This is a genomic window from Methanocalculus alkaliphilus (assembly GCF_024170505.1).
In the GTDB taxonomy this organism is placed as follows: Archaea; Halobacteriota; Methanomicrobia; order Methanomicrobiales; family Methanocorpusculaceae; genus Methanocalculus; species Methanocalculus alkaliphilus.
In genome coordinates, this window is sequence record NZ_JALJYG010000006.1 from 46,616 (window position 1) to 71,925 (window position 25,310).

General features: G+C 54.5%; 27 protein-coding genes and 2 tRNA genes. 10 read left to right on the forward strand and 19 right to left on the reverse strand.

Annotated features, from left to right (window positions below):
• The first annotated feature begins 71 nt into the window (after positions 1-71).
• The gene (locus tag J2T58_RS05930) at positions 72-335 is read left to right on the forward strand and encodes a stationary phase-response protein (RefSeq protein WP_211531643.1); all 264 of its coding nucleotides are present in this window, start codon (positions 72-74) and stop codon (positions 333-335) included.
• 7 nt (positions 336-342) lie between these two features.
• Here the strand turns inward: J2T58_RS05930 and J2T58_RS05935 are convergent, their stop codons facing one another.
• From J2T58_RS05935 to J2T58_RS05960, 6 genes are all read right to left on the reverse strand, one after another.
• Positions 343-756, reverse strand: a complete 414-nt coding sequence (locus J2T58_RS05935; protein ID WP_253488197.1) for a secondary thiamine-phosphate synthase enzyme YjbQ — start codon at positions 754-756, stop codon at positions 343-345.
• 27 nt (positions 757-783) lie between these two features.
• On the reverse strand, positions 784-3,267 hold the full coding sequence (gene gyrA, locus J2T58_RS05940) for a DNA gyrase subunit A (protein ID WP_301287489.1): 2,484 nt from the start codon (positions 3,265-3,267) through the stop codon (positions 784-786).
• The gene (locus tag J2T58_RS05945; RefSeq protein ID WP_253488198.1) at positions 3,257-5,230 is read right to left on the reverse strand and encodes a DNA topoisomerase subunit B; all 1,974 of its coding nucleotides are present in this window, start codon (positions 5,228-5,230) and stop codon (positions 3,257-3,259) included. The genes gyrA and J2T58_RS05945 overlap by 11 nt, the downstream gene beginning before the upstream one ends.
• Positions 5,231-5,383: 153 nt before the next feature.
• The gene (locus J2T58_RS05950; RefSeq protein WP_253488199.1) at positions 5,384-5,692 is read right to left on the reverse strand and encodes a hypothetical protein; all 309 of its coding nucleotides are present in this window, start codon (positions 5,690-5,692) and stop codon (positions 5,384-5,386) included.
• 52 nt (positions 5,693-5,744) lie between these two features.
• Entirely contained in the window at positions 5,745-6,890 is a 1,146-nt protein-coding gene (locus J2T58_RS05955) for an NAD(P)/FAD-dependent oxidoreductase (RefSeq protein WP_253488200.1), read from the reverse strand.
• 90 nt (positions 6,891-6,980) lie between these two features.
• On the reverse strand, positions 6,981-7,181 hold the full coding sequence (locus tag J2T58_RS05960; protein ID WP_211531637.1) for a hypothetical protein: 201 nt from the start codon (positions 7,179-7,181) through the stop codon (positions 6,981-6,983).
• Positions 7,182-7,387: 206 nt separating this feature from the next.
• On the opposite strand from J2T58_RS05960, the gene J2T58_RS05965 reads away from it, so the two are divergent.
• The 3 genes from J2T58_RS05965 (at position 7,388) to J2T58_RS05975 (ending at position 10,288) form a co-directional block, all read left to right on the forward strand.
• Positions 7,388-8,368 (forward strand): ATP-binding cassette domain-containing protein, encoded by a 981-nt coding sequence (locus J2T58_RS05965; RefSeq protein WP_253488201.1) that lies wholly within the window; start codon positions 7,388-7,390, stop codon positions 8,366-8,368.
• A gap of 2 nt (positions 8,369-8,370) precedes the next feature.
• Complete coding sequence (locus J2T58_RS05970; protein ID WP_253488202.1) at positions 8,371-9,123, forward strand: ABC transporter permease; 753 nt, start codon at positions 8,371-8,373, stop codon at positions 9,121-9,123.
• A 184-nt stretch (positions 9,124-9,307) separates the two neighbouring features.
• Positions 9,308-10,288, forward strand: coding sequence for a DUF3821 domain-containing protein (locus J2T58_RS05975; RefSeq protein WP_253488203.1), 981 nt, complete (start codon positions 9,308-9,310; stop codon positions 10,286-10,288).
• An 82-nt stretch (positions 10,289-10,370) separates the two neighbouring features.
• Here the strand turns inward: J2T58_RS05975 and J2T58_RS05980 are convergent, their stop codons facing one another.
• Complete coding sequence (locus tag J2T58_RS05980; protein ID WP_253488204.1) at positions 10,371-11,798, reverse strand: Kelch repeat-containing protein; 1,428 nt, start codon at positions 11,796-11,798, stop codon at positions 10,371-10,373.
• A 282-nt stretch (positions 11,799-12,080) separates the two neighbouring features.
• Here J2T58_RS05980 and J2T58_RS05985 point away from each other — a divergent pair, with 282 nt between their 5' ends.
• Positions 12,081-13,001, forward strand: a complete 921-nt coding sequence (locus tag J2T58_RS05985; protein WP_253488205.1) for a bile acid:sodium symporter family protein — start codon at positions 12,081-12,083, stop codon at positions 12,999-13,001.
• Positions 13,002-13,075: 74 nt separating this feature from the next.
• Here J2T58_RS05985 and J2T58_RS05990 read toward each other — a convergent pair.
• Positions 13,076-13,149, reverse strand: a tRNA-Glu gene (locus tag J2T58_RS05990).
• A gap of 108 nt (positions 13,150-13,257) precedes the next feature.
• Here J2T58_RS05990 and J2T58_RS05995 point away from each other — a divergent pair.
• Positions 13,258-14,370: an OBG GTPase family GTP-binding protein gene (locus J2T58_RS05995; RefSeq protein WP_253488206.1), complete on the forward strand. Its 1,113-nt coding sequence runs from the start codon at positions 13,258-13,260 to the stop codon at positions 14,368-14,370.
• On the opposite strand, the gene J2T58_RS06000 is transcribed toward J2T58_RS05995, so the two are convergent.
• Complete coding sequence (locus tag J2T58_RS06000; protein WP_253488207.1) at positions 14,357-15,472, reverse strand: tRNA (guanine(26)-N(2))-dimethyltransferase; 1,116 nt, start codon at positions 15,470-15,472, stop codon at positions 14,357-14,359. The two genes, J2T58_RS05995 and J2T58_RS06000, sit on opposite strands and share 14 nt — an antisense overlap.
• Before the next feature lie 59 nt (positions 15,473-15,531).
• On the opposite strand from J2T58_RS06000, the gene J2T58_RS06005 reads away from it, so the two are divergent.
• From J2T58_RS06005 to J2T58_RS06015, 3 genes are all read left to right on the forward strand, one after another.
• Positions 15,532-15,606 (forward strand) — tRNA-Arg (locus tag J2T58_RS06005).
• Between the two features lie 97 nt (positions 15,607-15,703).
• Positions 15,704-16,561, forward strand: coding sequence for a geranylgeranylglycerol-phosphate geranylgeranyltransferase (locus J2T58_RS06010; protein ID WP_253488208.1), 858 nt, complete (start codon positions 15,704-15,706; stop codon positions 16,559-16,561).
• A gap of 22 nt (positions 16,562-16,583) precedes the next feature.
• Positions 16,584-16,994, forward strand: coding sequence for a polymer-forming cytoskeletal protein (locus J2T58_RS06015; RefSeq protein ID WP_253488209.1), 411 nt, complete (start codon positions 16,584-16,586; stop codon positions 16,992-16,994).
• Here J2T58_RS06015 and J2T58_RS06020 read toward each other — a convergent pair.
• From J2T58_RS06020 to J2T58_RS06035, 4 genes are read right to left on the reverse strand one after another with little or no spacing between them, the layout of a single operon-like run.
• Positions 16,959-17,666 (reverse strand): DUF116 domain-containing protein, encoded by a 708-nt coding sequence (locus J2T58_RS06020; protein ID WP_253488210.1) that lies wholly within the window; start codon positions 17,664-17,666, stop codon positions 16,959-16,961. The genes J2T58_RS06015 and J2T58_RS06020 overlap by 36 nt on opposite strands.
• 35 nt (positions 17,667-17,701) lie before the next feature.
• Positions 17,702-18,721, reverse strand: coding sequence for an S-methyl-5-thioribose-1-phosphate isomerase (gene mtnA / locus J2T58_RS06025; RefSeq protein ID WP_253488211.1), 1,020 nt, complete (start codon positions 18,719-18,721; stop codon positions 17,702-17,704).
• Positions 18,721-19,998, reverse strand: a complete 1,278-nt coding sequence (locus J2T58_RS06030; RefSeq protein ID WP_253488212.1) for a CoB--CoM heterodisulfide reductase iron-sulfur subunit A family protein — start codon at positions 19,996-19,998, stop codon at positions 18,721-18,723. The genes mtnA and J2T58_RS06030 overlap by 1 nt, the downstream gene beginning before the upstream one ends.
• Positions 19,991-20,482: a gamma carbonic anhydrase family protein gene (locus tag J2T58_RS06035; protein WP_253488213.1), complete on the reverse strand. Its 492-nt coding sequence runs from the start codon at positions 20,480-20,482 to the stop codon at positions 19,991-19,993. Before J2T58_RS06035 ends, J2T58_RS06030 begins: the two co-directional genes overlap by 8 nt.
• Positions 20,483-20,511: 29 nt before the next feature.
• Here J2T58_RS06035 and J2T58_RS06040 point away from each other — a divergent pair, with 29 nt between their 5' ends.
• Entirely contained in the window at positions 20,512-20,970 is a 459-nt protein-coding gene (locus J2T58_RS06040; protein ID WP_253488214.1) for a phosphopantetheine adenylyltransferase, read from the forward strand.
• On the opposite strand, the gene pyrI is transcribed toward J2T58_RS06040, so the two are convergent.
• The 6 genes from pyrI to recJ all read right to left on the reverse strand — a co-directional run bounded on the left by pyrI (position 20,963) and on the right by recJ (position 25,302).
• A complete protein-coding gene (pyrI, locus tag J2T58_RS06045; protein ID WP_253488215.1) occupies positions 20,963-21,427 on the reverse strand; it encodes an aspartate carbamoyltransferase regulatory subunit in 465 nt (154 codons plus the stop codon). The two genes, J2T58_RS06040 and pyrI, sit on opposite strands and share 8 nt — an antisense overlap.
• Positions 21,424-22,320 carry an aspartate carbamoyltransferase gene (gene pyrB, locus J2T58_RS06050; protein ID WP_253488216.1) on the reverse strand — a complete coding sequence of 299 codons (897 nt, stop codon included), beginning with the start codon at positions 22,318-22,320 and terminating at the stop codon, positions 21,424-21,426. Before pyrB ends, pyrI begins: the two co-directional genes overlap by 4 nt.
• A 73-nt stretch (positions 22,321-22,393) precedes the next feature.
• Positions 22,394-23,122 (reverse strand): protein-L-isoaspartate carboxylmethyltransferase, encoded by a 729-nt coding sequence (locus tag J2T58_RS06055; RefSeq protein WP_253488217.1) that lies wholly within the window; start codon positions 23,120-23,122, stop codon positions 22,394-22,396.
• Positions 23,119-23,484 (reverse strand): nascent polypeptide-associated complex protein, encoded by a 366-nt coding sequence (locus J2T58_RS06060; protein WP_253488218.1) that lies wholly within the window; start codon positions 23,482-23,484, stop codon positions 23,119-23,121. Before J2T58_RS06060 ends, J2T58_RS06055 begins: the two co-directional genes overlap by 4 nt.
• Positions 23,481-23,924 carry a PUA domain-containing protein gene (locus tag J2T58_RS06065; protein WP_253488219.1) on the reverse strand — a complete coding sequence of 148 codons (444 nt, stop codon included), beginning with the start codon at positions 23,922-23,924 and terminating at the stop codon, positions 23,481-23,483. Before J2T58_RS06065 ends, J2T58_RS06060 begins: the two co-directional genes overlap by 4 nt.
• On the reverse strand, positions 23,908-25,302 hold the full coding sequence (recJ, locus tag J2T58_RS06070; RefSeq protein ID WP_253488220.1) for a RecJ family nuclease: 1,395 nt from the start codon (positions 25,300-25,302) through the stop codon (positions 23,908-23,910). Before recJ ends, J2T58_RS06065 begins: the two co-directional genes overlap by 17 nt.
• Between the last annotated feature and the right edge of the window lie 8 nt (positions 25,303-25,310).

Genomic DNA, 25,310 nt, shown 5'->3' on the forward strand with positions numbered 1-25,310 from the left:
ATCATCTGATGAGTGATGAAACTATATAAACCTATGAGGGGAATAGTAGAGGGCAATATGGAGGGCTTTCATTGGTACCAACAGACAATACAATACGAAATTGTGTACAGATTTTGCAGATGATGACGGAGGATAATACCATTCCGAGGAATATCCGCAGGATTGCAGATGAGACCCGGCTTATTCTTCTGAATGAATCAGATGCTCCCGGACTCAGGGCTGCAACAGCAATCTCCAAGATCGACGAGGTCAGCAATGATCCAAACATGCCGGTGCATGCACGGACCCGTATCTGGGAGCTCGTCTCACAGCTTGAATCAATACCACTCGACTAACTTTTTTTCAGGGGATGATCGTCATGACGATCATCCTTTCCCGTGACTGACGGATATCCAGCTCGACAAGGATCGCCTGCTGCCATGTTCCAAGGAGGAGTTTTCCTTCTGAAACAGGAATAGAGAGCGAGGGGCCGAGGATGGCTGCCCGGACATGGGATCTCCCGTTTCCATCGCCCCACCTGGCATCATGGGCATACTGAGCACTGACCGGCGCGATCCGCCCAAGGGCATCACGGAGATCCGCGAGGGCACCGGGTTCATACTCAATCGTCGTCAGGGCAGCGGTCGATCCGATGACAAAGAGGTGAAGGACCCCGGTCTGGATGCCGCTTGTACACACGGCATCAGAAAGAGCAGCGGTGATATTGATGATATCTCCTTCACCGGAGGTCCTGATCTGTATCCGGGTCTGGTACATGGGAGAGGGATATACCCTCCCATACATCTATTCTTTCTGGTCGTCGTCGGGTTCGTCACCCAACTCTTCCTCACCTTCAGGAGGGAGCATGTCTGCGGTGATGGTCGCAAAGCCTGTCACCCGGTCGCCATCCTCAAGCCGGATAATCCGGACACCTCGTGTGCTCCGCTTCTGAATGGTGATTCCGTCGACCGGGGTTCTGATAACGATCCCTGATGCGGTCATCACGATGATCTCATCAGCATCTGCGACTGAACGTGAGGCGACCACCATTCCGGAACGGGTGTCGGTGACGATGTTCCGGACACCAAGGGTTCCACGTCCATGTCCACGGAACTCTTCAAACTCTGTCCTCTTCCCATATCCCTTCTCGGTGATCGTCAGGAGATGGTCATAGTCAACGACGGTAACCGCCTGGAGCTGGTCGCCATGACGGAGTGATATCCCCTTGACCCCCATCGCGCCTCTGCCGACTGCCCGGACCGTCTCTTCATGGAACCGCAGGCTCTGACCATGCCGGGTCGTCAGGATAAGTTCGCGCCCCCCGTCGGTCCATTTGACATCGACGAGTTCATCCCCCTCCCTGAGCTTGATTGCGTTTATTCCGGACTGTCTTGGGTTCTTAAACTGATCAAGAGCGATCTTGACGACGGTTCCATTCCTCGTTGCAAAGAAGAGGAAATGATCGCTTCTGAAGCTGGAGATCGGGATAACCGTCTGTATCGTCTCGTTGTTCAGTTCGAGGAGGTTGACGATTGCCTTGCCGCGTGATGTCCGTGATCCCTCGGGGATATCATAGACTTTCAGCCAGTACGCCTTCCCTTTATCAGAGAAGCAGAGGAGATAGTCATGGGTTGACGCAACGAAGACGGAGGCGATACAGTCTTCTTCCTTCGTTGACATCCCGATGATGCCACGGCCACCTCTCCGCTGCTGGCGGTAGGTCTCAAGGGGCATTCTCTTGATGTAGTTCTGTTCGGTGAGTGCGACGAAGACCTGCTTCTCTTCGATGAGTGCTTCCTTATCAAGGAATTCCGCACTCTCGGCAATCTCCGTCCGGCGCGGATCAGAGAACTGCTCACGGATTGAGGCTGTCTCTTCCTTTACCACCCTTAGAATGTTCGCCTCGCTTGAGAGGAGCTCAAGAAGTCGGGCAATCTCTGCTTCAAGCGCCTTCTTCTCATCCTCGATCTTCTGCCGTTCAAGTGCCGCCAGCCTGCGGAGCTGCATCTTCAGGATGGCGTCTGCCTGTATCTCATCGAGGGAGAATCGGTCGATGAGGGCAAGACTCGCCTGTTCAACGGATGGCGATGCCCTGATGGTTGCGATCACCTCATCGATCCGATCCAGGGCGATCAGAAGGCCGGTAAGAATATGGTTCCGGTCACGTGCCTTCTTCAGCTCAAACTCGGACCGCCGCCTGATCACCTCGACACGGTGGGCAAGGAAGTGGCGGAGGAGATCGGTGATTGGCAGAACTTTCGGCTGCCCATCGACGATTGCAAGGTTGATGACACCGAAGGTCGTCTGGAGATGCGTATGTTTGTACAGCAGATTCAGGATGACATCTGCGTTGATCCCCTTCTTGAGATCGATGACGATCCGGATGCCTTCCTTGTCTGACTCGTCACGGAGATCGCTGATTCCTTCGATCTTCTTCTCACGGACGAGCTCTGCTATGTGCTCGATGAGTCGTGCCTTATTGACCTGGTAGGGGATCTCTGTGATGATGATATGCTGTGTTTCACGTCTCCCAATCTCTATCTCCGCGACACCACGGACGATAATCCGTCCATATCCTGTTGTATAGGCGTTGACGATACCGTCCCTTCCCATGATCTGCCCGCCGGTCGGGAAATCCGGGCCCGGGAGGATCGAGAGGATCTCATTGAGCGGAAGGCTGCTATCCTCGATGAACCGTTCAACAAGGGTACAGACCTCGCCGAGATTGTGAGGGGGCATGTTTGTCGCCATCCCGACTGCGATCCCGCTCGTCCCGTTGACGAGGAGGTTTGGAACCCGTGACGGGAGAACAACAGGCTCTGTCGTTGAACCATCGAAGTTCGGCGTAAAATCAACGGTCTGCTTCTCGATATCGATGAGGAGCGACTCTGCGACCTTTGTCAGGCGGGCCTCGGTATATCGCATCGCCGCGGCCGAGTCACCGTCGATGGATCCGAAGTTCCCCTGCCCTTCAACAAGAGTGTATCGATAGCTGAAAGGCTGGGCCATCTTGACGAGGGTATCATAGATCGCCGAGTCTCCGTGGGGATGGTAGTTCTCCATCGTTGCTGCGACGGCTTTGACCGATTTCCGGAATGGCTTATCCGAGGTGTTCCCGGTCCCCCACATCGCATAGAGCGTCCTCCGGTGGACCGGTTTTAACCCGTCGCGGACATCAGGGATGGCACGGCCGATGATGACACTCATCGCATAATCGATGTAACTCTTCTTCATCTCATCCTCGATCGCAACCGGGATGATGTGTGCTCTTCCTTCCTCAGATGTCAAGGTTCTTCACCTCTCCTGCATGGCGTTTGATGAAGTCCTTTCGTGCCGAGACATTCTCGCCCATGAGTTTCTCAAAGATATCGTTTGCATGGATGGCATCCTCGATCATCACCTGCTTAAGGACACGCTTTTCAGGATTCATCGTCGTCTCCCAGAGCTGGTCTGCATTCATCTCACCAAGACCCTTGTATCGCTGAACATGGACGCCGGTCTCCCCCATCTCCTGGAGGGCCTTTCGCATCTCATCTTCACGGAAGACGTAGCGCTCGTTCTTCCCCCTGGCAATCCGGTAGAGGGGAGGCTGGGCGATGTAAATGTAACCAAGTTCAATCAGTTCTTTCATATATCTGTAGAAGAACGTGAGCAGGAGAGTGCTGATATGTGCTCCATCCACATCCGCATCGGTCATGATGATGATCTGATGGTACCGTGCCCTTTCAGGATTAAAGTTCGTCCCGATCCCTGTTCCGATTGCAGATATGAGGGCGTTAATCTCGAGATTTTTAAGGATCTTGTGCTCGGTTGCCTTCTCAACATTGAGGATCTTTCCCTTCAGTGGGAGGATCGCCTGGAATCGCCTGTTTCGACCTTGCTTGGCTGATCCGCCTGCCGAATCTCCCTCAACAATGTAGATCTCACTCTTTGACGGATCCCGTTCTGAACAGTCGGCAAGTTTCCCGGGAAGTCCGGAGGACTCAAGTGTACTCTTCCTTCTGGCAAGCTCACGGGCATTTCGTGCAGCCTCACGTGCCCGTGCAGCCATGGATGCCTTCTCGGTAATGATGGTGATGACTTTTGGATGCTCCTCAAAATACTCGATGAGTGAGCTATAGACGAGAGAGTCGACGATACCCTTGACATTGGAGTTACCAAGCCGCATCTTCGTCTGCCCCTCGAACTGGGGATTTGCAATCTTCAGGCTGATAACCGTACAGAGCCCTTCACGGACATCATCACCTTTGAGGGAGAAATCCCCTTTGAGGAGATTCTTCTTCCTCGCTGAGGTGTTGATCGCCCGGGTCAGTGCGGAGCGGAAGCCTTCAAGATGTGTTCCACCCTCGCGTGTGTTAACACTGTTTACAAAAGCAAAGACGGACTCGCTGTATCCCGTGTTATACTGGATGGCAACATCCACCTCGATCTTATTCTCTTCATCCTTCTTTCCAAAGTAGATGACATCAGGGTAGATCGCCTCTTTGCCATCATTGAGGTATTTGACAAACTCGATGATTCCCCCCTCGTAATGGAAGGTTTCGCCATCACCGCTACGCTTGTCCAGTATTCGGATCTTCAGGCCGCTGTTTAAGAAGGCAAGCTCTCTGAGCCGGGAGCTGATGACATCAAAATCAAAGTGGGTCGTCTCAAAGATTGAGGCATCCGGTTTGAAGGTGATCCGGGTTCCGCTCAGGAGGGTGGGATCATTGAGATCCATCGATGAGGCTGCAGATCCATACCGATCCTTCAGGCGGCGCTTCTGCTCTTCCTCGGACTCTTCGACAGATGATATCGGTGATATGACCACCCCCCGTTCAAACCGTATCGAATAGATCTTCCCTCCCCTGAAGACCTCGGCGGTCATCCATTCCGAGAGGGCGTTGACGACCGATACACCAACGCCATGAAGACCTCCCGATACCTGGTAGGAGTTCTTGTCAAACTTCCCTCCGGCATGAAGGATGGTCATCACCACTTCGAGGGCGCTCTTCCCATACTTTGGCATGATATCGATTGGAATTCCACGCCCGTCATCCTCGATGGTACAGGATCCGTCGGTGTTGATCTGGATGCTGATGTGGCTGCAATACCCGGCAAGCGCTTCATCGATGGAGTTATCCACAACCTCGTAGATGAGATGGTGCAGACCCCGGCTGTCCGTGCTCCCGATATACATCGCCGGCCTCTCTCGCACTGGAGTGAGACCTTCTAAAACGGTGATCTGTTCTGCGTTGTATGTACTATTCATGCATGGCTCCGATCAGGGCAGATATGGGTTTATTTTTTTGAATAATGGTATAACTGCCGTTATCTCTGCAGACGGGGAGATGCCGTCTGCTCTGACATATATATTGGCTCTCAGGGATGATATAGTTCCCTATTCAATGGAAAAGGGCGGGAATCAGTCAAATGATCCCATATCCGGATCGTCGATTCCAAGCTCCTTATCAACTGCGATGACGAGCCGTTTGATGATTTTCTGCGCGGCTTCGGCATCCTGTTTATCATTGATCCCGATCTTATGCCAGATGACGATCTTCTTGAGGCGCATCATCAGTTCCTCGGCCTCGGTGCCTTTCAATCGTGGTGGCATCTGCATCTCGGTGAGGTGATCCGATGCGCCATAGAAGGCCTGCTCAGGGGGTAGGGCGAAGTGTTTGCTCAGGAGGACCAGGTTCACAACGAAACCACGCCCGAATTTACTCTCCATAGATATGGATCTTGCGCTTTGATGAGATGAAGGATATGGTTAGAAGGGGGGATCAGATGAGGCCCCTCAGGATGGTCGTCATTCCGATCCTCCCAAAGAGTGTGAGGAGATCGGGCCTGCCCATCAGCCGGCAGATGAGCCGGCCCGGCCTGTCCATATCCCCCTCCTCCACGATGATCCGGAGGATATCGGGCTGGGAGAGCTTCCGGATCGCGATATTGATATCACTCTCGGACATTCTCCCCCGCATCTCAAAGAGGCGGAGTCCAAGGGAGAGCTCACGCCCAAAGTCCGCCTTCCAGAGATCTTCGTATTCAGATAGGCTGGTCTCTCCGGCATCATCCGATTCGAGAGCACTGATGGTGGTGGCAACAGCATGGCGGGCAGACCGTATTCCGGTATATATACCCCCGCCCGAGGTCGGCTTGGGGAAGCCGGCGGCATCCCCGCAGATCATCAGGCGATCCGAATAGGTCTGTTCGAGGGGACCAAGGGGGATCGCCCCGGTGGCCAGATGTACGGATGTATCGGTATATCCTCGGATGAACCTGGCAAAGCGTTCCCCGACATCCGCAGCTCCGCAAAGCCCCACTCTGGCACGTGTCGGGGAGATCGGGATCACCCATCCGAAGAAATCAGGGGATGCATCCGGGTGAAGTTCAACATACCGTGGATCTGATTGATGTGGTATCTCCGCCTGGATGCCGGAGAGGAGATATCGGGGTCTTCCAAGCCCGGCCGCCCGTGCGATGGAGCTTCGTGGCCCGTCGGCGGCGATACAGATCCGGTGGGGGATCTCCTCATATCCGCCCGATCCCTGGATGCTGATCAGTCCCGGCCGTCTCCATCGTGCATAGGATTTCACCCGGATCTCAGCACCGGCATCGCCGGCTGCCATCATCATCTCCCGGTCGAGGGCGGATCGGTCCACGACCCAGGCCTTTGTGACCTCTGCATCAAAGAGGAGCTCATCCCCTGCTCCGGAGACGATACGGGCCCCCGAGACGGTGTTGCACACTGACTGTTCAGAGGTCTCGCATTCGGCGAAGGCTGATGAGCTGAGGAGGCCGGCGCACTGGACAGGATCGCCTATTGTGGCGTGTTCTTCAATAAGGAGTGTGGAGAGGCCCGCCTGAGCAGATAACCGGGCGGCGGTTGCCCCGACTGGTCCTCCCCCAACGACGACGAGATCATACATTGGTGATCGATCTTGGCGGGGTAAGGAGATAAGAAGGGTGCTCGGAGTGCATTAATCCAAAAACGGGGTGGCGAATCAGCCGGAGGGGTTTTACTCCCACCGTACCCCGAATACCGGCTCATCGCCCCTGTGCTCCTTCAACGGAACAACGGTTGTATCCCAGGGGATCTCCGCGCCACTCTTCAGAAGGGCAAAGAGCCGTTCTAGTGCTGCCTTCTCCGCTTCCTTCCTCGTTGATGCACCGCCGACCTTCAGGGTTACCGTGATCGTCACCTTCCATTCATCCGGCATACCTGTCCCTTAGATTGTTGGGTCGGGTAATAAAGGTATATGGGGGGATTTCTGCGATCCGATATGGCCGTTCCATCTCTCATGACGTTCCGATGGTTGGCAACTCCGCAAGCCATATCGCCTGGCACGTTCTTTTGTTGATCAGGATACTCATCAGGTTTTGATGATGCAGCCTTCTGGTTCTGATCGATAGGAGGAGATAGAATATGCCGGCAGTTCTTGTAGAGGGGCTCACGAAACGATTCGGGGATTTTACTGCAGTCGACGCCATCTCCTTTGAGATAGAAAAAGGTGAGATCTTTGGTCTGCTTGGTCCGAATGGCGCCGGGAAGACGACAGCCATCTCGATGCTCTCCACCCTCCTTGAACCGACATCGGGCCGGGCATCTCTCAATGGTATTGATATCCAAAACGATCAGGATGGCGTCCGGAAAGCCATCGGTGTTGTCTTCCAGGATCAGAGCCTTGATGAGGAGCTGACCGCGTGGGAGAATATGGATTTCCATGGCAGGCTCTACCGCATCCCAAAGGTGCTCAGGGAGGAGCGGATACGTGCCATGCTCCGGCTTGTCGAGCTGGAAGACCGGCAGGAGAGTCTGGTGAAGACCTTCTCCGGTGGTATGCGTCGGCGGCTGGAGATAGCGCGAGGTCTCCTTCATGAGCCGTCTGTCCTCTTCCTGGATGAACCGACTCTTGGCCTTGATCCCCAGACCCGAAACCATCTCTGGGAGTATATCCGGAACCTGAACCGGACAAAGGGGATCACCATCATCCTCACCACCCATTACATGGATGAAGCGGACCGCCTCTGCGACCGGGTTGCGATCATCGACCGGGGCAGGATCGTTGCGATGGACTCACCTGCCACCCTGAAGAGTATGGTTGGTGAGGACGTCGTCTCCATCACATCCCCCGATGCAGGCAGAATTGCAGACGATATCACGGCCCCATGGATTCTGGGTGCGGAACAGTATGACGGGCAGGTGATCATCCGGGTCCGATCTGCTGAAGATCACCTCCTTGACCTCCTTGGTCTGATCGGCCGGGATGGCTATACGATTGCATCCATCTCGATCAGAAAACCTACTCTTGAGGATGTCTTCCTCCACTATACAGGCAGGGAGATGCGGCAGGAAGAGGCGGGTGCGGTGGACCGGATGCGGATGATGATGCCGAGGAGGAACTGAGGATGGATATCGTCTATACCCTCTGGCTCAGGAGCATGAAGCGCTATCTCCGTTCAAAGAGCCGGATCGTCGGGAGCCTCGGGATGCCGGTCTTCTTCCTGGTGGCTCTTGGATTCGGGCTGAATGAGGTGGTGCAGATACCGGGCAGTACCGGGGAGAACTATCTCCAGTTCCTGGTGCCCGGGATCATCGCAATGGCGGTACTCTTCACCTCCGTCTTCTCGGGAATTATGATCATCTGGGACAAACAGTTTGGATTCCTCAAGGAGACGCTTGTTGCACCGGTATCGCGGCTTGAGATCATGCTCGGCCAGACCGCCGGCGGGGCGACGACCGCTGTCATCCAGGGGGCGTTGATCCTGGTCTTATCGCTCTTCATCGGACTTGGTATTCCTACATACCGGGGATTTCTCATCGCATTCCTTTTCATGACACTGATCGGCATCTGTTTCGCCGCGTTTGGGATTGCCATCGCCTCGAAGATGGAGGATATGCACGGGTTCCAGCTGATCATGAACTTTGTGATCTTCCCGATATTCGGCCTCTCCGGCGCACTCTTTCCTATTACCAGCCTCCCCGAATGGGTGATACCCCTGACACTTCTAAACCCGCTCACCCATGGTGTCGAGGGGATCCGGTATGGCCTGCTTGGCACCTCAGCCATCCATCCGATGGTATGCCTGCTGGTGCTTACTGCAAGTACGGTGGTGATGATCGTTATCGGGGCGTTTTTATTCAGGAAAGCGTCAGTGTGAAAAAGGTTGGAGAAAGATGTTGGAAGAATTCTGGTTCTTTCCTGCTATCTTTTTGTATTTGTGCCAATCTCTTCTAAGGAGGAGTTTGGGGGGCCCCAGCCTGGTGATCCTATTTTCTTCAGTCCGGTTACAATAATTTTATATAATCTATTCTCTTGTATGGAGAGTACTGGGAGGTCTTCTCATGAGCATGACAACCGGATTTATAAGAGGGGTTACCCTCCTCATAGTATTCATCCTTGCCGTATCGCTGATAACACATTCAGCAATGGCGCGAGGACCTGGGATATCTGACATTCAACCTGGAGATACGATCTTTATCTGGGAACGGGATTTGGATCTCACCCAGCTAAGAAACACCACAACCAACAATCCTGTTGAAAGTTTACAGAGATATCGGGATGATAATCCATCAAAAGCAATTCTGGATACGATCCCTGTTTCTGATGATACTTCATTTCATGTCCTTGATGTAGAGGTTTTGGAAGTACCAGCAACCTATTTTGCGTATTCGTCCGCTGATGGTGCAGGTGCATCCATACGTATCGAGCGTCCAGGTCTTGAGATAGATGTTGTTCTGGCCAGTCCTTATCATCACGAATCAACCGAAGGAATTACCATCCCTGAGACAACAAGACTCGCTGTGAAGATTATATCTTCAAGGGTCGCAGCACACTACCGGGTGGGGAATCATTATCCGGCAACGGTCACCGTCATATTCACCGGTCCGGATGGAGGAGAGACGTGGGTCGTTGATGGCATGGACTTCTCAAATATAAATATCACATCACCTGTTATGTATACTGATGAAGTTGTGGGTTCGTTTACCTCTCAGCAACTTGGGAGGGGTGGCCATTCAATTCGGGTGATATGGGAGAACCCACAGGGATTTGCAGATTATGCTCCTGAATCAAATACGATAACATATCAGGTCCGTGGAGTAACCCCCACTCCCACTCCCACACCAGAGCCGACTCCTGCCACTCCAACCCCCACTCCAACACCGGAGCCGACTCCTGCCACACCTCCACCCACTCCCACACCAGAGCCGACTCCTGCCACTCCAACCCCAACTCCCACACCAGAGCCGACTCCTGCCCCGACAGCGGCTTTGATAACCATAGGTGCAATTCTTATAATCCTTTTATATCTGCGTAAAATATAAATTAAATACTTTTTTTGAATTCAAGGTCTGGGAAAAAGAGTTACCGGGATAGACTCTCTCGTATAAAATCGCGCAAAAAAGATTATTCCTCTCTTCGCATCGCAACTACAATCAGCCCTGCGATCATGAGCAGAACCGGTGCATAGGCAACCGGGGACTCCTCTGGTGTTGGTGTCTGAACAGGTGTTTCTTCAGGCTCAGGAGTGACTGGGGGAGCTGGTGTCTCTGGAGGGACAGGCTCGGTGACGGTAATAGAATCCTCTTTCGTGAGGGTGGAAAACCCTGCGGCATTGAATGCCCGGAGTGTGACGCTATAGCTGCCCGGAGCCATATAGAGATGAGAGGGATTCTGTATCATTGAGCTGGCTGTCTCCAGCCGCCAGACATCGTTAAAGTAGGTAAATTCGTCATTCCCATCATAATGCCAGCCACCTGTGACGAGAATGCTCCCATCAGGAAGGAGCAGACTGTCCTGACGGTCACGTGCATGCCACCCCGTCTCAGGAGTGATCTCGGTCCAGGTGGCACCGGAATCTGTTGAATGCCAGAGATCGTTATACCTCGTATCATCATCCCTGCCTCCCATCAGCAGAATGCTCCCATCGGGGAGTGCAACGCTCGTATGGCCATCACGGGCCGACCACCCGGCATCCGATGTCATTTCAGTCCAGGTGGCACCATTGTCGGTTGAGCGCCAGACATCATTGTAGTATGACCAGCCCTCATCATCTTCAAAGTAGCCGCCCATCAGGACAATACTGCCATCAGGGAGCAGAACACTGGAATGGTATGTCCGGGCAGGCCATCCGGCCCGATAAGAGATCTGGGACCAGGAAATACCGTTATTATTCGAACGCCAGACATCGTTCTTCTGGCCGGTCCTGTCCCACCCTCCTATCACGAGTATGCTGCCGTCGTGAAGGAGAAGACTGGTTAGGCCATCACGGGCCGACCACCCGGCTTCATCGGTTACCTTCGTCCAGTGAGCGCCCCCCGTGGTTGAACGCCAGACATCATTATAATCGAGATATTGCTCACCATCCCAAAATAAGCCCCCCATAATAAGGATACTGCCATCCTGGAGGAGAAGGCTGCTATGGGAGACGCGGGGTGGCCACCCGGGTGCTTCAGCAATCCGGCTCCAGGTGGTACCGGAGTCCTCTGATCGCCAGACATCATGGGTGTAGGCACCATCTTCAATGCCACCCATCAGGACGACGCTCCCATCGGAAAGGGCAACCATTGAATGGCCTCCCCGGGGCGACCATCCTGCATCCGGGGCCATCTCAGTCCACTCAGGATCGGTGATCCCCTCACCAAAGTACCATGCCCAGCCGGAAGCATCCCCAGTGGATAGATCTGTGAATTCGACTGTCAATGGAGCGCTACCGTTTTCAGGCGTGGCGTAAAAGTCAGCTGAAAGCGAACCGGCGGCATTGACACCTCCAACCATGCAGGTGAGGATAATCAGTACTCCAAGAATTCGTTTGATATCAGTTTTAGTATTCATGATGGCTCATCCTGGCTATCGCAGAAGGCTGATCAAGCGGAACACGTTTTCTAGCCTTGGTTTCCGTTACGACGTCCTATTTCCCTGCGGTATACATGGAAAGAGCAGATGAGCAATAATCGTTTCGTATTTTTATCAGGAGCGCAACAAAACGATGGAAACGGGTACCGGATAACGCATACAATTCGGATTCCTCCCCCGTATCCACCCTCAAATGGTTAGAACAATCACAACCCATTTTTAACTTCCCGGCACTAATCAATGAACCCGGAGGGGTGAGGGATGGCTGCAAACCCGCTGGTATCTGATATTGGCAATTATGCGATCTGGTTCTTTGTCATCACCAGTATTGCTGCGATGGGGCTCAACCTGACTGCACGGGAGATCCTCGCCCCATGGAAGAAGAAAGGGCTCCTGACCATCTCGCTCCTTGCAAATTTTCTTGCCGTCCCCCTCTTTGCCCTTCTCATCCTGAGGGTCATCCCCCTTGATCCCGGCCTGGCAACCGGCCTTCTGATCGTCGCTGCCGCCGCCGGTGCCCCGTCGCTCCCAAAGGCGATCTCGATTGTGAAGGGGGATGTCGCGTATGCGGTCGGGCTGACAATGGTGTTGATCCTGGCCACCATCCTCTATATGCCGCTTGTTCTTCCTCTCCTGATCGGGGATGTCGCTATTGATAAGAGCAGCACCGCACTCTATCTCGTCACATTCATGCTGATTCCGCTTCTTGTCACGATGGCGCTGCGGGCACAGCTCCCGGAGGTGGCACAACTGCTCCATCCGGTCGTCAGCAGGACGTCAGATCTCTCCATCATCCTTGTGCTTCTCATCCATACCTTCGTCCTTGTGACAAGCGACTTCACCGTGAGGGCAGGTGCAGTCCTCGGCCTTCAGGGCGTGCTTGTTGCGATCCTCTTCATCCTCGGATCATTTGCCATCGGCCACCTGATGGGAGGATCAGACCGGCTGAGCCGCGAGGTCCTCTCCTTTGGTACCGGGTTCCGGAATGTCTCCGCTGCCCTCGTCGTCGTTACCGCCAACTTCAGGGACCCCCAGATCATCTTCATGGTCCTTGTGATCGCCATCTTTGGGATCATCTTTATGATGGTCTTTGGGGGTGTCATCTACCGGAAGAAGAGGAAGGAGGGGCTGATCCCGAAGCTGGGGATGAAATGGCCTTGTAAATCAAATGACAGGTGGTAGCCTGAATCGTTCGTGCAATCTCTTTTAGTTGAATAAGGGCTGCAATGGGGAAAAAGACAAGAAAACAGAGATAATGCTGATATGGGGATTTGAACCCCAGTCGTAGGAGTGAGAGTCCTACATGATTGACCGACTACACTATATCAGCAACGCTTGTGCTCTATTAACTATATCTTCTGAATATTTAATCGTTATGATTTAGATTCGGGCGGGCTATTCCATAGATTCATGAAGAGAGAGAGCCCATAATATAGGAATGAGTAGCCTTGAAGAGCAGATTCGTGAGATTGAGGATGAGCTCAAGAATACGAAATATAATAAGGCAACATCCCTCCACATCGGCCGCTTAAAGGCAAAGATCGCCAAACTCAAAGATGAGGCGGTTGCCCGCGCCATGAAGTCCTCCGGAACGGGAGAAGGCTATTCTGTCAAGAAGTCCGGGGATGGAACTGTTGTTCTCGTTGGTTTTCCATCGGTCGGTAAATCAACACTCTTAAACTCACTGACCGGAACGAAGAGCGAGACGGGTGCATACGCATTTACCACGCTTACCGTTGTTCCCGGGCTGATGGAGTACAAAGGTGCAAAGATTCAGATCCTGGATATTCCCGGGCTTATTGCCGGTGCAGCGATGGGGAAGGGGCGTGGCAAGGAGGTTATCGCCGTCGTTCGGACGGCTGATCTCATCATCATCCTTGGTGATGTCTTCAATGACCGGCATATCGATGTCCTGGTGAAGGAGTTATATGATGCCGGGATCAGGATTAACAAGCCAAAGCCGGATATCACCATCAAGAAGAGCGGGATGGGTGGTATCAGGCTCAACACCGTCGGGACAGCCACACTTGATCTCGATGAGATCCGGACTATCCTTGCCGAGAACAAGATCGTCAATGCCGATGTTCTCATCCGTGGAAATGTGGATCAGGAGGATTTCATTGATGCGATGTTTGGCAACCGCCGGTATATCCCTGCCTTTGTTGCAATTAACAAGGTAGATCTGGTTGATGATCAGACGCGCGGCGAGATCGAGAACCACCTCACCGAACAGTTTGGACAACCGCCAATCATGATCTCGGCAGTCTCCGGGTACAACATCACCGGTCTGAAGGATGCTATTTACAATCATCTGGGTTTCATCCAGATCTTCCTAAAGCCGGTCGGGGGTCCTGCCGATATGGAAGAGCCGCTTATCATCAGAAAGGACAGCACCGTCGAGGATGTCTGCAACCGGCTTCACCGCGACTTCGTTGACAGGTTCAGGTATGCGAAGGTCTGGGGTGACTCGGTCAAGCATGATGCCCAGCGTGTCGGCCTCCCCCATGTCCTCGCAGACGGTGATATCCTCACCATCGTCACGAAACTCTGAACGCACCCTGAATAACATCAAGAGGGGCATCTGTCAGAACGGCAGTGCCGGAGTAATGTGCCCTGCTCGCCTGGTACCCCCTCTCCCGCAGCCGGGCTAAAAAAATATCCATCGCCGGGGGTGATGCCCCGGTCCTCTTTGCCATCAGATGATAGTCATAATGGGGCAGGAGCGGCAGTTCTCCAAGAAGGAGGGTGAGATGCCGGGTCAGCCTCGCTTTTGATCCCAGTGGCATCGATTGGATCCGCTCAAGAAGGTTTTGTACAATCTCACGGTTGATGATCTCTCCGACCCAGAGCGGCCCGATGGGATCAGCTTTTTTTGAACAGTACGGGCAGGTAATGGATCCGGGCAGCAGGTCCGCCTCCACCTCCCGGAATGCGCAGTCGGGGCACTGGTGGATATATCCAAGGGATGCACGGGTCCTGTCGGCTGCCCGGACACCGGGGATAAGCCGCAGATGTGTCCGGTGAAAATGCTCAAACCCAAACGAGAGGATCGGCTCGATGCCCCGGTCATACTTCATCGTCTCCCGTGCCACATGCCCGATGAGCATCCTGAGCCCCACCTCGGGATGATAATCGGTATTCATCGGCCGGGCTGCATACCGCCGCATCCCTGCTTTTAAATGAGCACCACAGAGCGGTGCAGTATCGGTTGCGGTCACAAAGAGATACCGCCGTGCAGATCTGATGCAGGAATCGATGAAGGGTGCCGGGCTCCCGAATGGATCGAGATCCACCGTCTCAAACCGCTCGGTTGCAAGGAGTGCATGGGCATCCCGGTTGACGACCCTGATGGGGAGATTGAGGCGCCGGGCATTATCTTTCAGAAACCTGACAGCCGCAGCATCACGATCATTGGCGATGACGGGGATGGCGCATTCATGTGCGACACGGAGTGCCCGGACGCCTGTTGCGGCCATCAGGTCGAGATAGTCCGATGGGAGGAGTTCGGAGAGGAGGAGGATGGTGGCATCACGGTTCAGTTCCATCCGTTTATTAAAGAAGACAGGGGCCGTCCCTGGTGGGAAGTGAGCATCATCATCCTGCCGGGGAATGGTAAACCGGGTCGTCCCTTCGACGACAGAAGCAAAATCCATTCTGTACACCTGGTCTTCGCAAAACTTATACCTTCGTCACCCTAACTATAATGGTCAAAGGGCATGTGGCCTAGTCAGGATAGGGCGTTAGCCTCCTAAGCTAATGGTCGGGGGTTCAAATCCCTCCATGCCCGTCTCTTTTTGAACAACCACCCTTCTGCCCCTCCAGGTCCGCAGAGGCCGGAATAGTACATCCAATGATAAATAGATCGACTACCTACGTAGTACGTAATGCATCTACCGGGATTCATACGGATCACTCGGCCTGCGAACTGCCTCGTTGCCGGAGGTGCGGCGATCATCGCCTACTTTATCGCGGCCGGGTCGCTCATCCCGGAGACGCTCTTTCTCTTTGTCACCGTCCTTCTGATCACAGCGGCGGGCAATACCATCAATGATGCGTACGATGCTGCAATTGATGCCATCAACCGGCCAGATCGCCCGATACCCTCGGGTGAGATGACAGTCCGGGGGGCCGGGCTGTACTCCATCCTCCTCTTCATCGGAGGTATTGGAGCTGCACTCTTTACCAATCCAATCTGCCTTGCGATTGCGGTCTTCAACACCCTGATCCTCATCTTCTATGCACGAAATCTGAAAAAGGCAGTACTTATTGGAAATCTCTCAGTCGCCTACCTTTCAGGGAGCATCTTCCTTTTCGGGGGTGCACTCGCGGGGATTGACGGGCTCATCATCACGCTTCCGCTGGTGGCTATCACCTTCTTCGGAACAGTTTCGCGTGAGATCCTCAAGGATGCAGAGGATATTGACGGGGATGCCGCAGGTGGGGCAACGACCTTTCCCATGGTCGCCGGTCTTCAGCGTTCTGCAGCGATTGCATTTGGATGTGCCATCGTTGCTGTCATGGCAAGCTTCATCCCTGTTCTCTGGTGGGGCCTTCCATACCTTATCGGGATACTTGTTGTGGATGCAGCGATTCTGAAATCCGTCTATTCTGTGAGACAGTGTTCCACCCCGGCATGTGTGCGGGATCTTCATGTGACAAAACAGCTGGCATACCTGATGTATGCAGCCCTGCTCATCTTTGCGGTTGCGGCAGGAATGGAAATCTTTATCCCGATTGACTAATTGCTTAGTATAGAGGGGAGATATGCGAGTCTATAAGCGAAATACAACCTATCTGGCAGAACCGGGAGCCTTCTTTGAAGGAAATGTCCATATACATGGTAACTTTATGGTGCCCACACGGACACACTTCTGGGGAAGGCTTGTCGTTGACGGCGATCTTGAACTTGGCCCGCAGTCATCGGTCGAAGGGGATATCGTCTGTAAAAATGCTGTCATCGGGCGGGAAAGCACCATTAAAGGCCCGCTCCGGGTTGATGAGAATGCAACGATCTGCGATCGGGCACATATCCATTCCATCGAAGCAGGCGGTGATATCATCATCAGACCTGGTGTGACTGTCGGAGATGTGCGGTCCGAGAACTCTGTCCTGATCTATGGCAAGATACACTCAGGAACATTAGTTGGAAGGAACGTCAAAATCATCGGGGATTGATGAGGAATCAACCCCGATGGTGATCACCTCGCAGATGTCGTGCCAGTTGACGATCGTCTCAACACACCCGTCCTTCACGGTTACAACACCCATCCCGACGAGCCCGATCCGGTTGCACATCTCAAGCCCTTCCTTCACTTCCATCAGGCAGCCGACACCAACGATCGCTTTTGGGCGATACTTCTGCACCATTCTTTTGATAAATGTCGATCCCGGTATGATGAAGACCCGGTAGCCAAGATCCTCCATCTTTGGGATTGCAGTACCTAGATCACACCGTCGGCAGCCGACACATGCAAGCCCTTCCGGGGTGAGATGAGCGGGGCATTGTGCGGAGCGAAGGCATTGTGGTAGAAAGACGGCCCGCTCAGACACCGGTATCGCAGAGAACGCACTTGTATTCATTCTGTTATCAAGTCTGATCAGAAACTTCAGGAGCTCTCCCGGCTCAATCCCCACAAAGGCACAGAGACCCTTGACGAACCCCTCCATCAGGAAAAGGAATGGCCGGAGGAGGGCGGGGAAGATGACCTTCCCGGATCGGATCGATGTGCCGATTAAAACAACCATGAGGATCGCAATTCCAAAGAGGAAGAGAATGACGAAGAGGGTCACCTCTCCAAGGAGGATCATCAGGTTCTGCAAAGTCGGATCCGTAAAGATCATAGTCATCTAGTATATACCATTGACACCTTTATCCCCTTGCTTCAGGGCAGAAGCCAGGGGTGGTCAGCTGGACTGGTTATGATCCCCTCCTCGGTGATGATACCGGAGACGAGATCAAACGGGGTTGCATCAAATGCATAATTACGAACAGGCACACCATCTGGAACGGTTCTGACGCCGGAAAATGAAGCTATCTCATCACGCCCCCGTTCCTCAACGACAACCTCACCAACAGTCTGTGATGGATCAAAGGTGGACTTCGGTGCAGCGACATAAAACGGAATCTGGTGGTATCGCGCAGTGACCGCATGCATATAGGTACCGATCTTATTGAAGATCCCGTCGCGGCAGATCCGGTCGGCACCCACAATAACAAGATCTATCTCCCCTTTCTGCATCAGGCAGGCGGCTTCAGAGTCGATGATCGTCGTCACCGGTATGGCGTCCCTGGCAAGCTCCCAAGCCGTCAGCCGCGATCCCTGGAGGAGGGGGCGTGTCTCGCATGAGATGACGCTGACATCCTTCCCATCAGCCACAGCCGATCGAATCACGCCAAGGGCAGTGCCCCATGCCGAACAGGCGAGGGCACCGGCATTGCAATGGGTCAGTACCGTGGCACCATCCGGGATGATCTCTGCGCCATGCGATCCGATTCGCCTGCAGACAGCTTCGTCCTCATCAGCGAGGGCCTCTGCCAGGCTACGTGCCAGTTCTGCCGCCGCAACCGGTTCATCCTCCTCCATGACGGCTGCGAGGACCTGATCCACACCCCATGCCAGATTCACCGCAGTCGGCCGGGCAGACCGGAGAGCTCCCGCATCCTTCTGAACAGACTGACGGAAGGTGTCAGGACTCTCCTGCAGTGCTCTCCTGCATGCGAGGGCAACACCATACGCTCCGGCCACTCCGAGCGCAGGCGCACCCCTGACCTCAAGCCTCTGTATCGCCTCGACCAGCCTGGGGACGGTTGCACAGACGATATGCTCATACCGGCCTGGGAGGAGTGTCTGGTCGATAAGGCCAATGCCCCCTTCCTCCCACCAGATCGTCCGCTCCTGCATCACTCACCAGTCGTCAGGGTATCGCGGGTAGCTCTCATTGCCGCAGCACCCGCCGTCATCACCGAATCCGGTATATCACGTGGGGCGGTGACCGTGCCTGCGACATAGATCCCCGGCCGGATAGTCCCGACGGGATCGAGCTTTTGGTCGGTTGTGTTCACAAAACCGTTCTGATCAAGAGGGATACCGAGCTGCTCCATAATCGCCTGTGTATCCGGCTCAGCTTCCATCCCGGCTGAGAGGACGACCATATCTGCATGGAGGCTGATGAACTCGCCGGTCTCCGTATCCTCAAGGGGCAGGATGAGATCATTGTCGCCTGCGATCACCTCTCCCGGGAAGGCACGGAGTAGTCGGATTCCGGCCGCCTCGGCACGGACACAATACTCCTCATATCCTTTTCCATAGGCACGGATATCGTTGTAAAGGATAGTTACCTCGATTTCGGGGTGATGTTCACGGATGAGCATCGCATTCTTCAGTGCGTACATGCAGCAGACGCTTGAGCAGTAGCTCTTGCCAATCTGCATATCACGTGATCCGACACACTGGACGAAGACGACGGAGCGTGGTACTGCACCATCCGAGAGTCTCCGCACCTCTCCCCCGGTTGGTCCGCTCGAATTGATCAGGCGTTCAAATTCAAGGCTTGTGATGACATCCGGATACCTGAGGTATCCAAACATCTCCTTGCGCCTGGCATCGAAGAGCTGATAGCCGGTGGCGATGATGACACTCGCCGCCTCGATCACCTCCGTCTTCTCCGTGTCCTCACGGAGAACTGCTTCACGGCCGCAGATATCATAGCAGAGACCGCATTCTATGCAGTGCTCTGAATCCCGGACGACGACGTTTGGCACAACCTGGGGGTGCGGCTTGTAGATTGCCTTGCGGACACCGACACCTGCATCAAACCGGTTATACACCTCGACGGGGCAGATATCGACGCAGTCCTCACACCCGGTACAGAGATTTGTCTCAACGTACCGTGGGTGCTGCCGGACAGTTACGCGGAAGTCGCCGACCTCACCCTCGATACTGGTCACCTCTGCAAGTGTTCTGATGGTGATAAGAGGATGACGCTGCACATCAACCATCTTCGGTGAGAGGATGCACATCGAACAGTCGTTTGTCGGGAAGGTCTTGTCGAGCTGTGCCATGTGGCCGCCGATACTGGGTTCCCGTTCGATCAGTGTTACCGGGATATGATGGTTGGCGACATCGAGTGCCGCCTGGATCCCTGCCACACCTCCGCCGATGACAACAACCCTACGCATCCCTGTGCCTCCCTGCGAGTTCGATATAGTCGGTTGCGTTCTTCAGGATGGATGCGCGCTGCTCCTCTGTCGTCTCCGCGAGGATCTTTCCGGGAACGCCAAGAACAAGGGAATGTGGTGGAATGACCTTCCCTTCGGTGACGACAGCTCCGGCACCGATGATACTCCCGGCTCCGATCACTGCTCCGTTCATGACGATTGCCCCCATTCCGATGAGGACCTCATCTGAGATGGTGCAGCCATGCAGAATCGCCCCGTGGCCGACAGATACCTGTGAACCAATGAGCGTTGGATGGCCGGTACTTCCATGGATGACAGCGTTATCCTGGACATTTGATCCATCACCGATGACGATCCGCTCGCGGTCTCCCCGGATCACGGCACCAAACCAGACGCTCACATCGTTGCCGAAGGTCACATCACCAACGATGGTGCTGTTCCCTGCGACGAAGATGCAGGAGCTGAGGCTTCCACCATTACACATAATAGTGTATATGTTGTACGATGATTTGCATGAACGTTATGGTAGGGGGCACCTTTGATCCGCTCCATGCCGGCCACCGGGTTCTCCTCAGCAGATCGTTTGAGATTGCCGGAAGAGCCGGTACTGTCACCATCGGACTGACATCCGATGAATTTGTGCAGAAGAAGAGCCACCCGGTCCGCCCTTATGACACTCGTAAAAGAGAACTGATCTGCTGGATCGGGTCGATGGATTTTGAGGCTTCATATACCGTTGAATGCCTCTCAGACCAGTATGGGTCAGCCCTTAACGATGATTTTGACGCACTCGTCGTCTCAGAAGAGACCTTTCCCGTTGCCGAGGAGATAAACAGGCTGCGGGAGGAGATGGGAAAAAAGCGGGTTGATATCTATACGATCCAGTGCATCCTCGCAGACGATGGAAAGATCGTCTCCAGTACCCGGATCTATCGGGGGGAGATAGATCCCGATGGCCACCTGATCAGATGATATAGGTTGCAATATCCCGGGTGATCAGGGTCTCGCAGTACCGGCACCGGTACCCTCTTGACTGACAGTGAAAGGAGCTCTCTATCGGCTCATTCGCATTTGATATACAGCCGGGATTCGGGCACCGGATGACCCCGGTGATGAGGGAGGGGATCTCAACTCCGATCTTCTTCTCAACCCGGAACTCCCGGATGATATTGATACTGGCATGGGGGGCTACCAGAGAGATCCGATCCACCTCCTCTTTCTTCAGCTCACGATTCTCGATCTTGACGATATCCTTCTTTCCCATCTGCCTGCTTTGTACATTCGTCGCAATCGATAGGCACTCCGTCGTCCTTCCGGTCACACCGAGAATTCGCAGGACAGAGAGTCCCTCCCCCGGATCGATATGATCGATCACTGTCCCGTTCCTGATGGGGCTGATCAGCAGCCCTTCCTCCGGCTTTCTCTTCATTGTAACACCTTCTGCAGCATGGCCATCCGAATGGGAACGCCGTTTTTCGCCTGCTGGAAGTAGCGGGCGCAGGGGAGCGCATCGACGGCAGGGTCGATCTCATCGACACGGGGGAGGGGGTGCATCAGGATGAAATGGTCCCTGACCCCGGCGAGCACCTCCGGTGTTATGCGGTACCATGAGGCTATCGATGCATAGGAGCCCGGATCGGGGAATCTCTCCCGCTGGATACGGGTGACATAGAGGACATCAAGGGACGGGATGATGTCGTCAATATGTTCATGCACCACAATCTCGGTCCCGGCTTCCTGGAGATCATGGACGAGGCTTGGCGGGAGTTCGAGCCCCTGCGGGGTGATGGTATGGATCCGGACCCCATAATGTGAGAGGGCGAATGCGAGGGAGTGCGTCGTCCTCCCATACCGGAGATCCCCGAGGAATCCGACATCTATTCCTTCAAGCGGCATCGACTGCCGGATCGTAAAGAGATCAAGGAGTGTCTGGGAAGGGTGCTGGCCGGCTCCATCACCGGCATTAATGACAGGCACCGTCGAGAACTCGGATGCAAGCAGTGCTGCCCCCTCCTTTGGATGGCGCAGGACGATGGCGTCGGCATATCCTGAGACCACCCGGATGGTGTCTGCAAGGGTCTCACCTTTTACAATCGAGCTTGCCTCTACCGAGCCGAGATTGATGACGGTGCCACCCAGCCGCTGCATCGCCGCGGTAAATGACATCTGTGTTCTGGTACTTGGTTCAAAAAAAAGGACGGCAAGGATCTTCCCTGTCAGGGCACCGGGATCAAATGACCCCTGGTCGATCGCAGCCGCCCGATTGAGGATATCATCGATCTCCTCCCGGGACACCTCTTTTATCGAGATTATATGATCCATAATGATCCGCCAGTACGAGGATATCTCCTCATTGTCCCAGAGATTACCCGGCTATCCAGATAAAACGAGGGGATCACTTCCGGGCGATTGTCAGAAATCCGCTATGAGCGACCCGTGTTGATGGGCGGGTTCCCCTCGCGCTCCGGGTCAGTTCGCGTTCCATACACTCGTAGCAGTGCACCTCTCCTGCAAAGAGCTCTGCGGCGGCATCGATGACAGCAAATGTCTGCTCAAAGAACGGGGTATATGTTGCGAAGAATCCGCCTGGTACCAGAAGGGTGTGGGCATGGGCGACATGCTCGGGCTGTATCATCATATCGAGATGAACAATATCATAGCTCCCGGTTGCAGACAGGAAATCCTCAGGGTGAATCCTGACGTTATCCAGGCGTGCATCAGCGATATTCTTCTCCGCAAGGCGTGCAAACTCGGGGCGGATCTCATAGGTGTCAACCGACGCGGCAATCCCGCCGAAGTAGATGGCTGCCACACCGCTCCCGGTCCCGGCATCGAGAACCCGGTCTCTGCGGTTCATGCCGGTATAGGCGATCACCATCCCGATGTCCTTTGGGAGCATCGGTGCCCCGCTCCGCTTGCCGTGGGTGAAGAGATCCGGGGGGCGGGGTACCCGGATGGAGAATACCTTCCCGAGGTGTGTACGTATCTCGTCGCCTGGCTCCTTTCCGATGAGATCGGAGAGTTCTATCTCTCCTGCATCGGATCCAAATTTTCCGGGCCCTGCCCGGAGGTAGTACTCCCGCTTCGGGCCGATGAGGAGTACGCGATCTCCTTCCTCGATCATTGCATGCCGATCTTCACGATCGCCTCAGCAATATCGCCGTTCGTCTCTTTCAGGGCTGCACGAGCGGCTTCTTCTGAGACATTCGCCTGCATGGCGACGAGCTGCACATCATCCTCGGAGATCTCGACCTCAACGGGTTCGGAGTCGGCAATCCTCGCAGGCTCAAGTCTGGGGGTTCCTGTCAGCTGGTAGGTTGTCACACCCTGCATCGTCATGCCGACGACCTCGGCTTCGTCGAAGATATAGGTCCCATCCCGTGCCTCGATGGTGACACGGGTGACACCCTCGATGGGCTCCATCGACATGCCGAGCTTGTTCATCATCTGTTTCATCTTTTTTGGGTTCATTCCACCTGGCATCATCGTTTATCTCTTCCCTGTCGTACTTTTACGGCACCACCGTACTTAAATTCCAACATCTCTGATCCGGAGAGGACTGCCATTCCGGTCGCAAGGAGTGTATCCTCCTCATCAACGACGAAGACCTCATCTTCGGCACGAATATCCGGATCTGCGCCGATCACATGCTTCGCCATCGCATTCTTGCCTGCAAGGACGAAGGGGACCGCCTCGGGATGGAGGATGACCCTTCCCATGGGGGGCGCGGAGAAGGCATGGATTCGCTCTGCACCATCATAACTGAGGGTGAGACGCCCGTCCTGCGCACGGACCGTGGCAAGCCTCCTGCCGCCATCACTGATATAGCGTATCCGCTTTGATGTTGAGTACTGAAACGTGCATGTCTCTGGAAAGAGTGCCTCTCCGGCTCCTCGTCCAAACTGAAATTCAGCTATTCTCCGCACACGGCGAAGACTGCCGTGCGAGGATATCGTCGATCTCTCTGACAAAAACTTCCTCCGTCCCTGCAGGGATATACGCCCCTGCGGCGATTGCATGTCCGCCACCTGCCCCACCGACACGCTCTGATGCCTCACAGAGTGCGGCCTGGAGGTCAATTCCTCTCGCAACGACCCGCTCGACCGTTCGCATCGAGACTTTCACCACCTCGGGATCATCAGGGAGGGTACAGAAGACCATAATCGGCCGCTTCCAGTCGAGCTTCGAGAGGGCCATCCCGGCCCCGATCCCGACGATGGTGTCAGGGAACCGGTCCCCGGTATGGATCCACTGCAGGTTATCGGTTCTGGCTACGCCTGTATCCAGGATATACTGGAAGAGCTCTCTGATGACGCTTCTGTGGTGACGGAGCATATGTTCAGCTTTGCGGTACTGCAGATCCCGATCTCCGGTGCAGACGGCGCTCCCGATATCGGGACGAGCCCATCGTCCACAGGCATTCAGCATTGTTGCGTACTCGGATGCATTTCTGAGCGGAGATCTCGGTGCTTCGTCCGGGAAGATATAGGACTCCCCGAAGATCCGGTTCACAGGCTCTCCATGGGCGATCAGCTGTTCAACGATCGCAGAGGCGATCGTCCTTCTCTCTTCATCAGGCAGCTCCTCCCAGACCCGCCATCTGCCATCAGTTTCACGAAGAGTAATCCCGAGCCTCTCAAGGAACGCCTGCGCACCATTTGGGTTGTTGCTGATCCCCGGGATGATCGGGTCGTCGCTATAGCTGAGGCAGATGTGGATTGGGCGTGTGGAGAGGCCGTAGCAGTTGAGATCATGCGTGGTTATTCTAACATTGCCAGCCGTGACACCATCGAGTGCGATCTCACGGGCGGGACCGACAAGCCCGCATGCCTCCCGCGCCATCATATCCCCGACATTCCCGACGACACCAAGCTTTGCCAGGTCCCGGTTTTTAGAGTCCATCTCCCTGGCGACAAAGTATGCAATACCTGCCGCAGAGAGTTTCCCAATTCCATATGGGAGGCAGTTTACCTGCCGGTACTCGATATTTGACGGCTGGCTGATATGGTGATCAAGGATGAGAACCTCGTCCTCCACAAGACCATGCTCTTCGATGAGGTTCTGCTGGCCTGCACCGAGATCAACGAATATCTTGAGGGTGTCATCCTTGGGAACCCACTTCATCATAAGAGGTTCAAGCTGCCTGAGAAAGACCGACCGTGTCTGAATGTCAAGTCGGGATACTGCCTGCCTCAGGATCGCCTCACTTGCAATGCCATCGGCATCGATATGTGAGAGGATCGTCACTGCGGATGCAGATCTGATGATCTCCGATGCCTTGCGGAGATCGTCAGTAAAAGCCATACACTAAT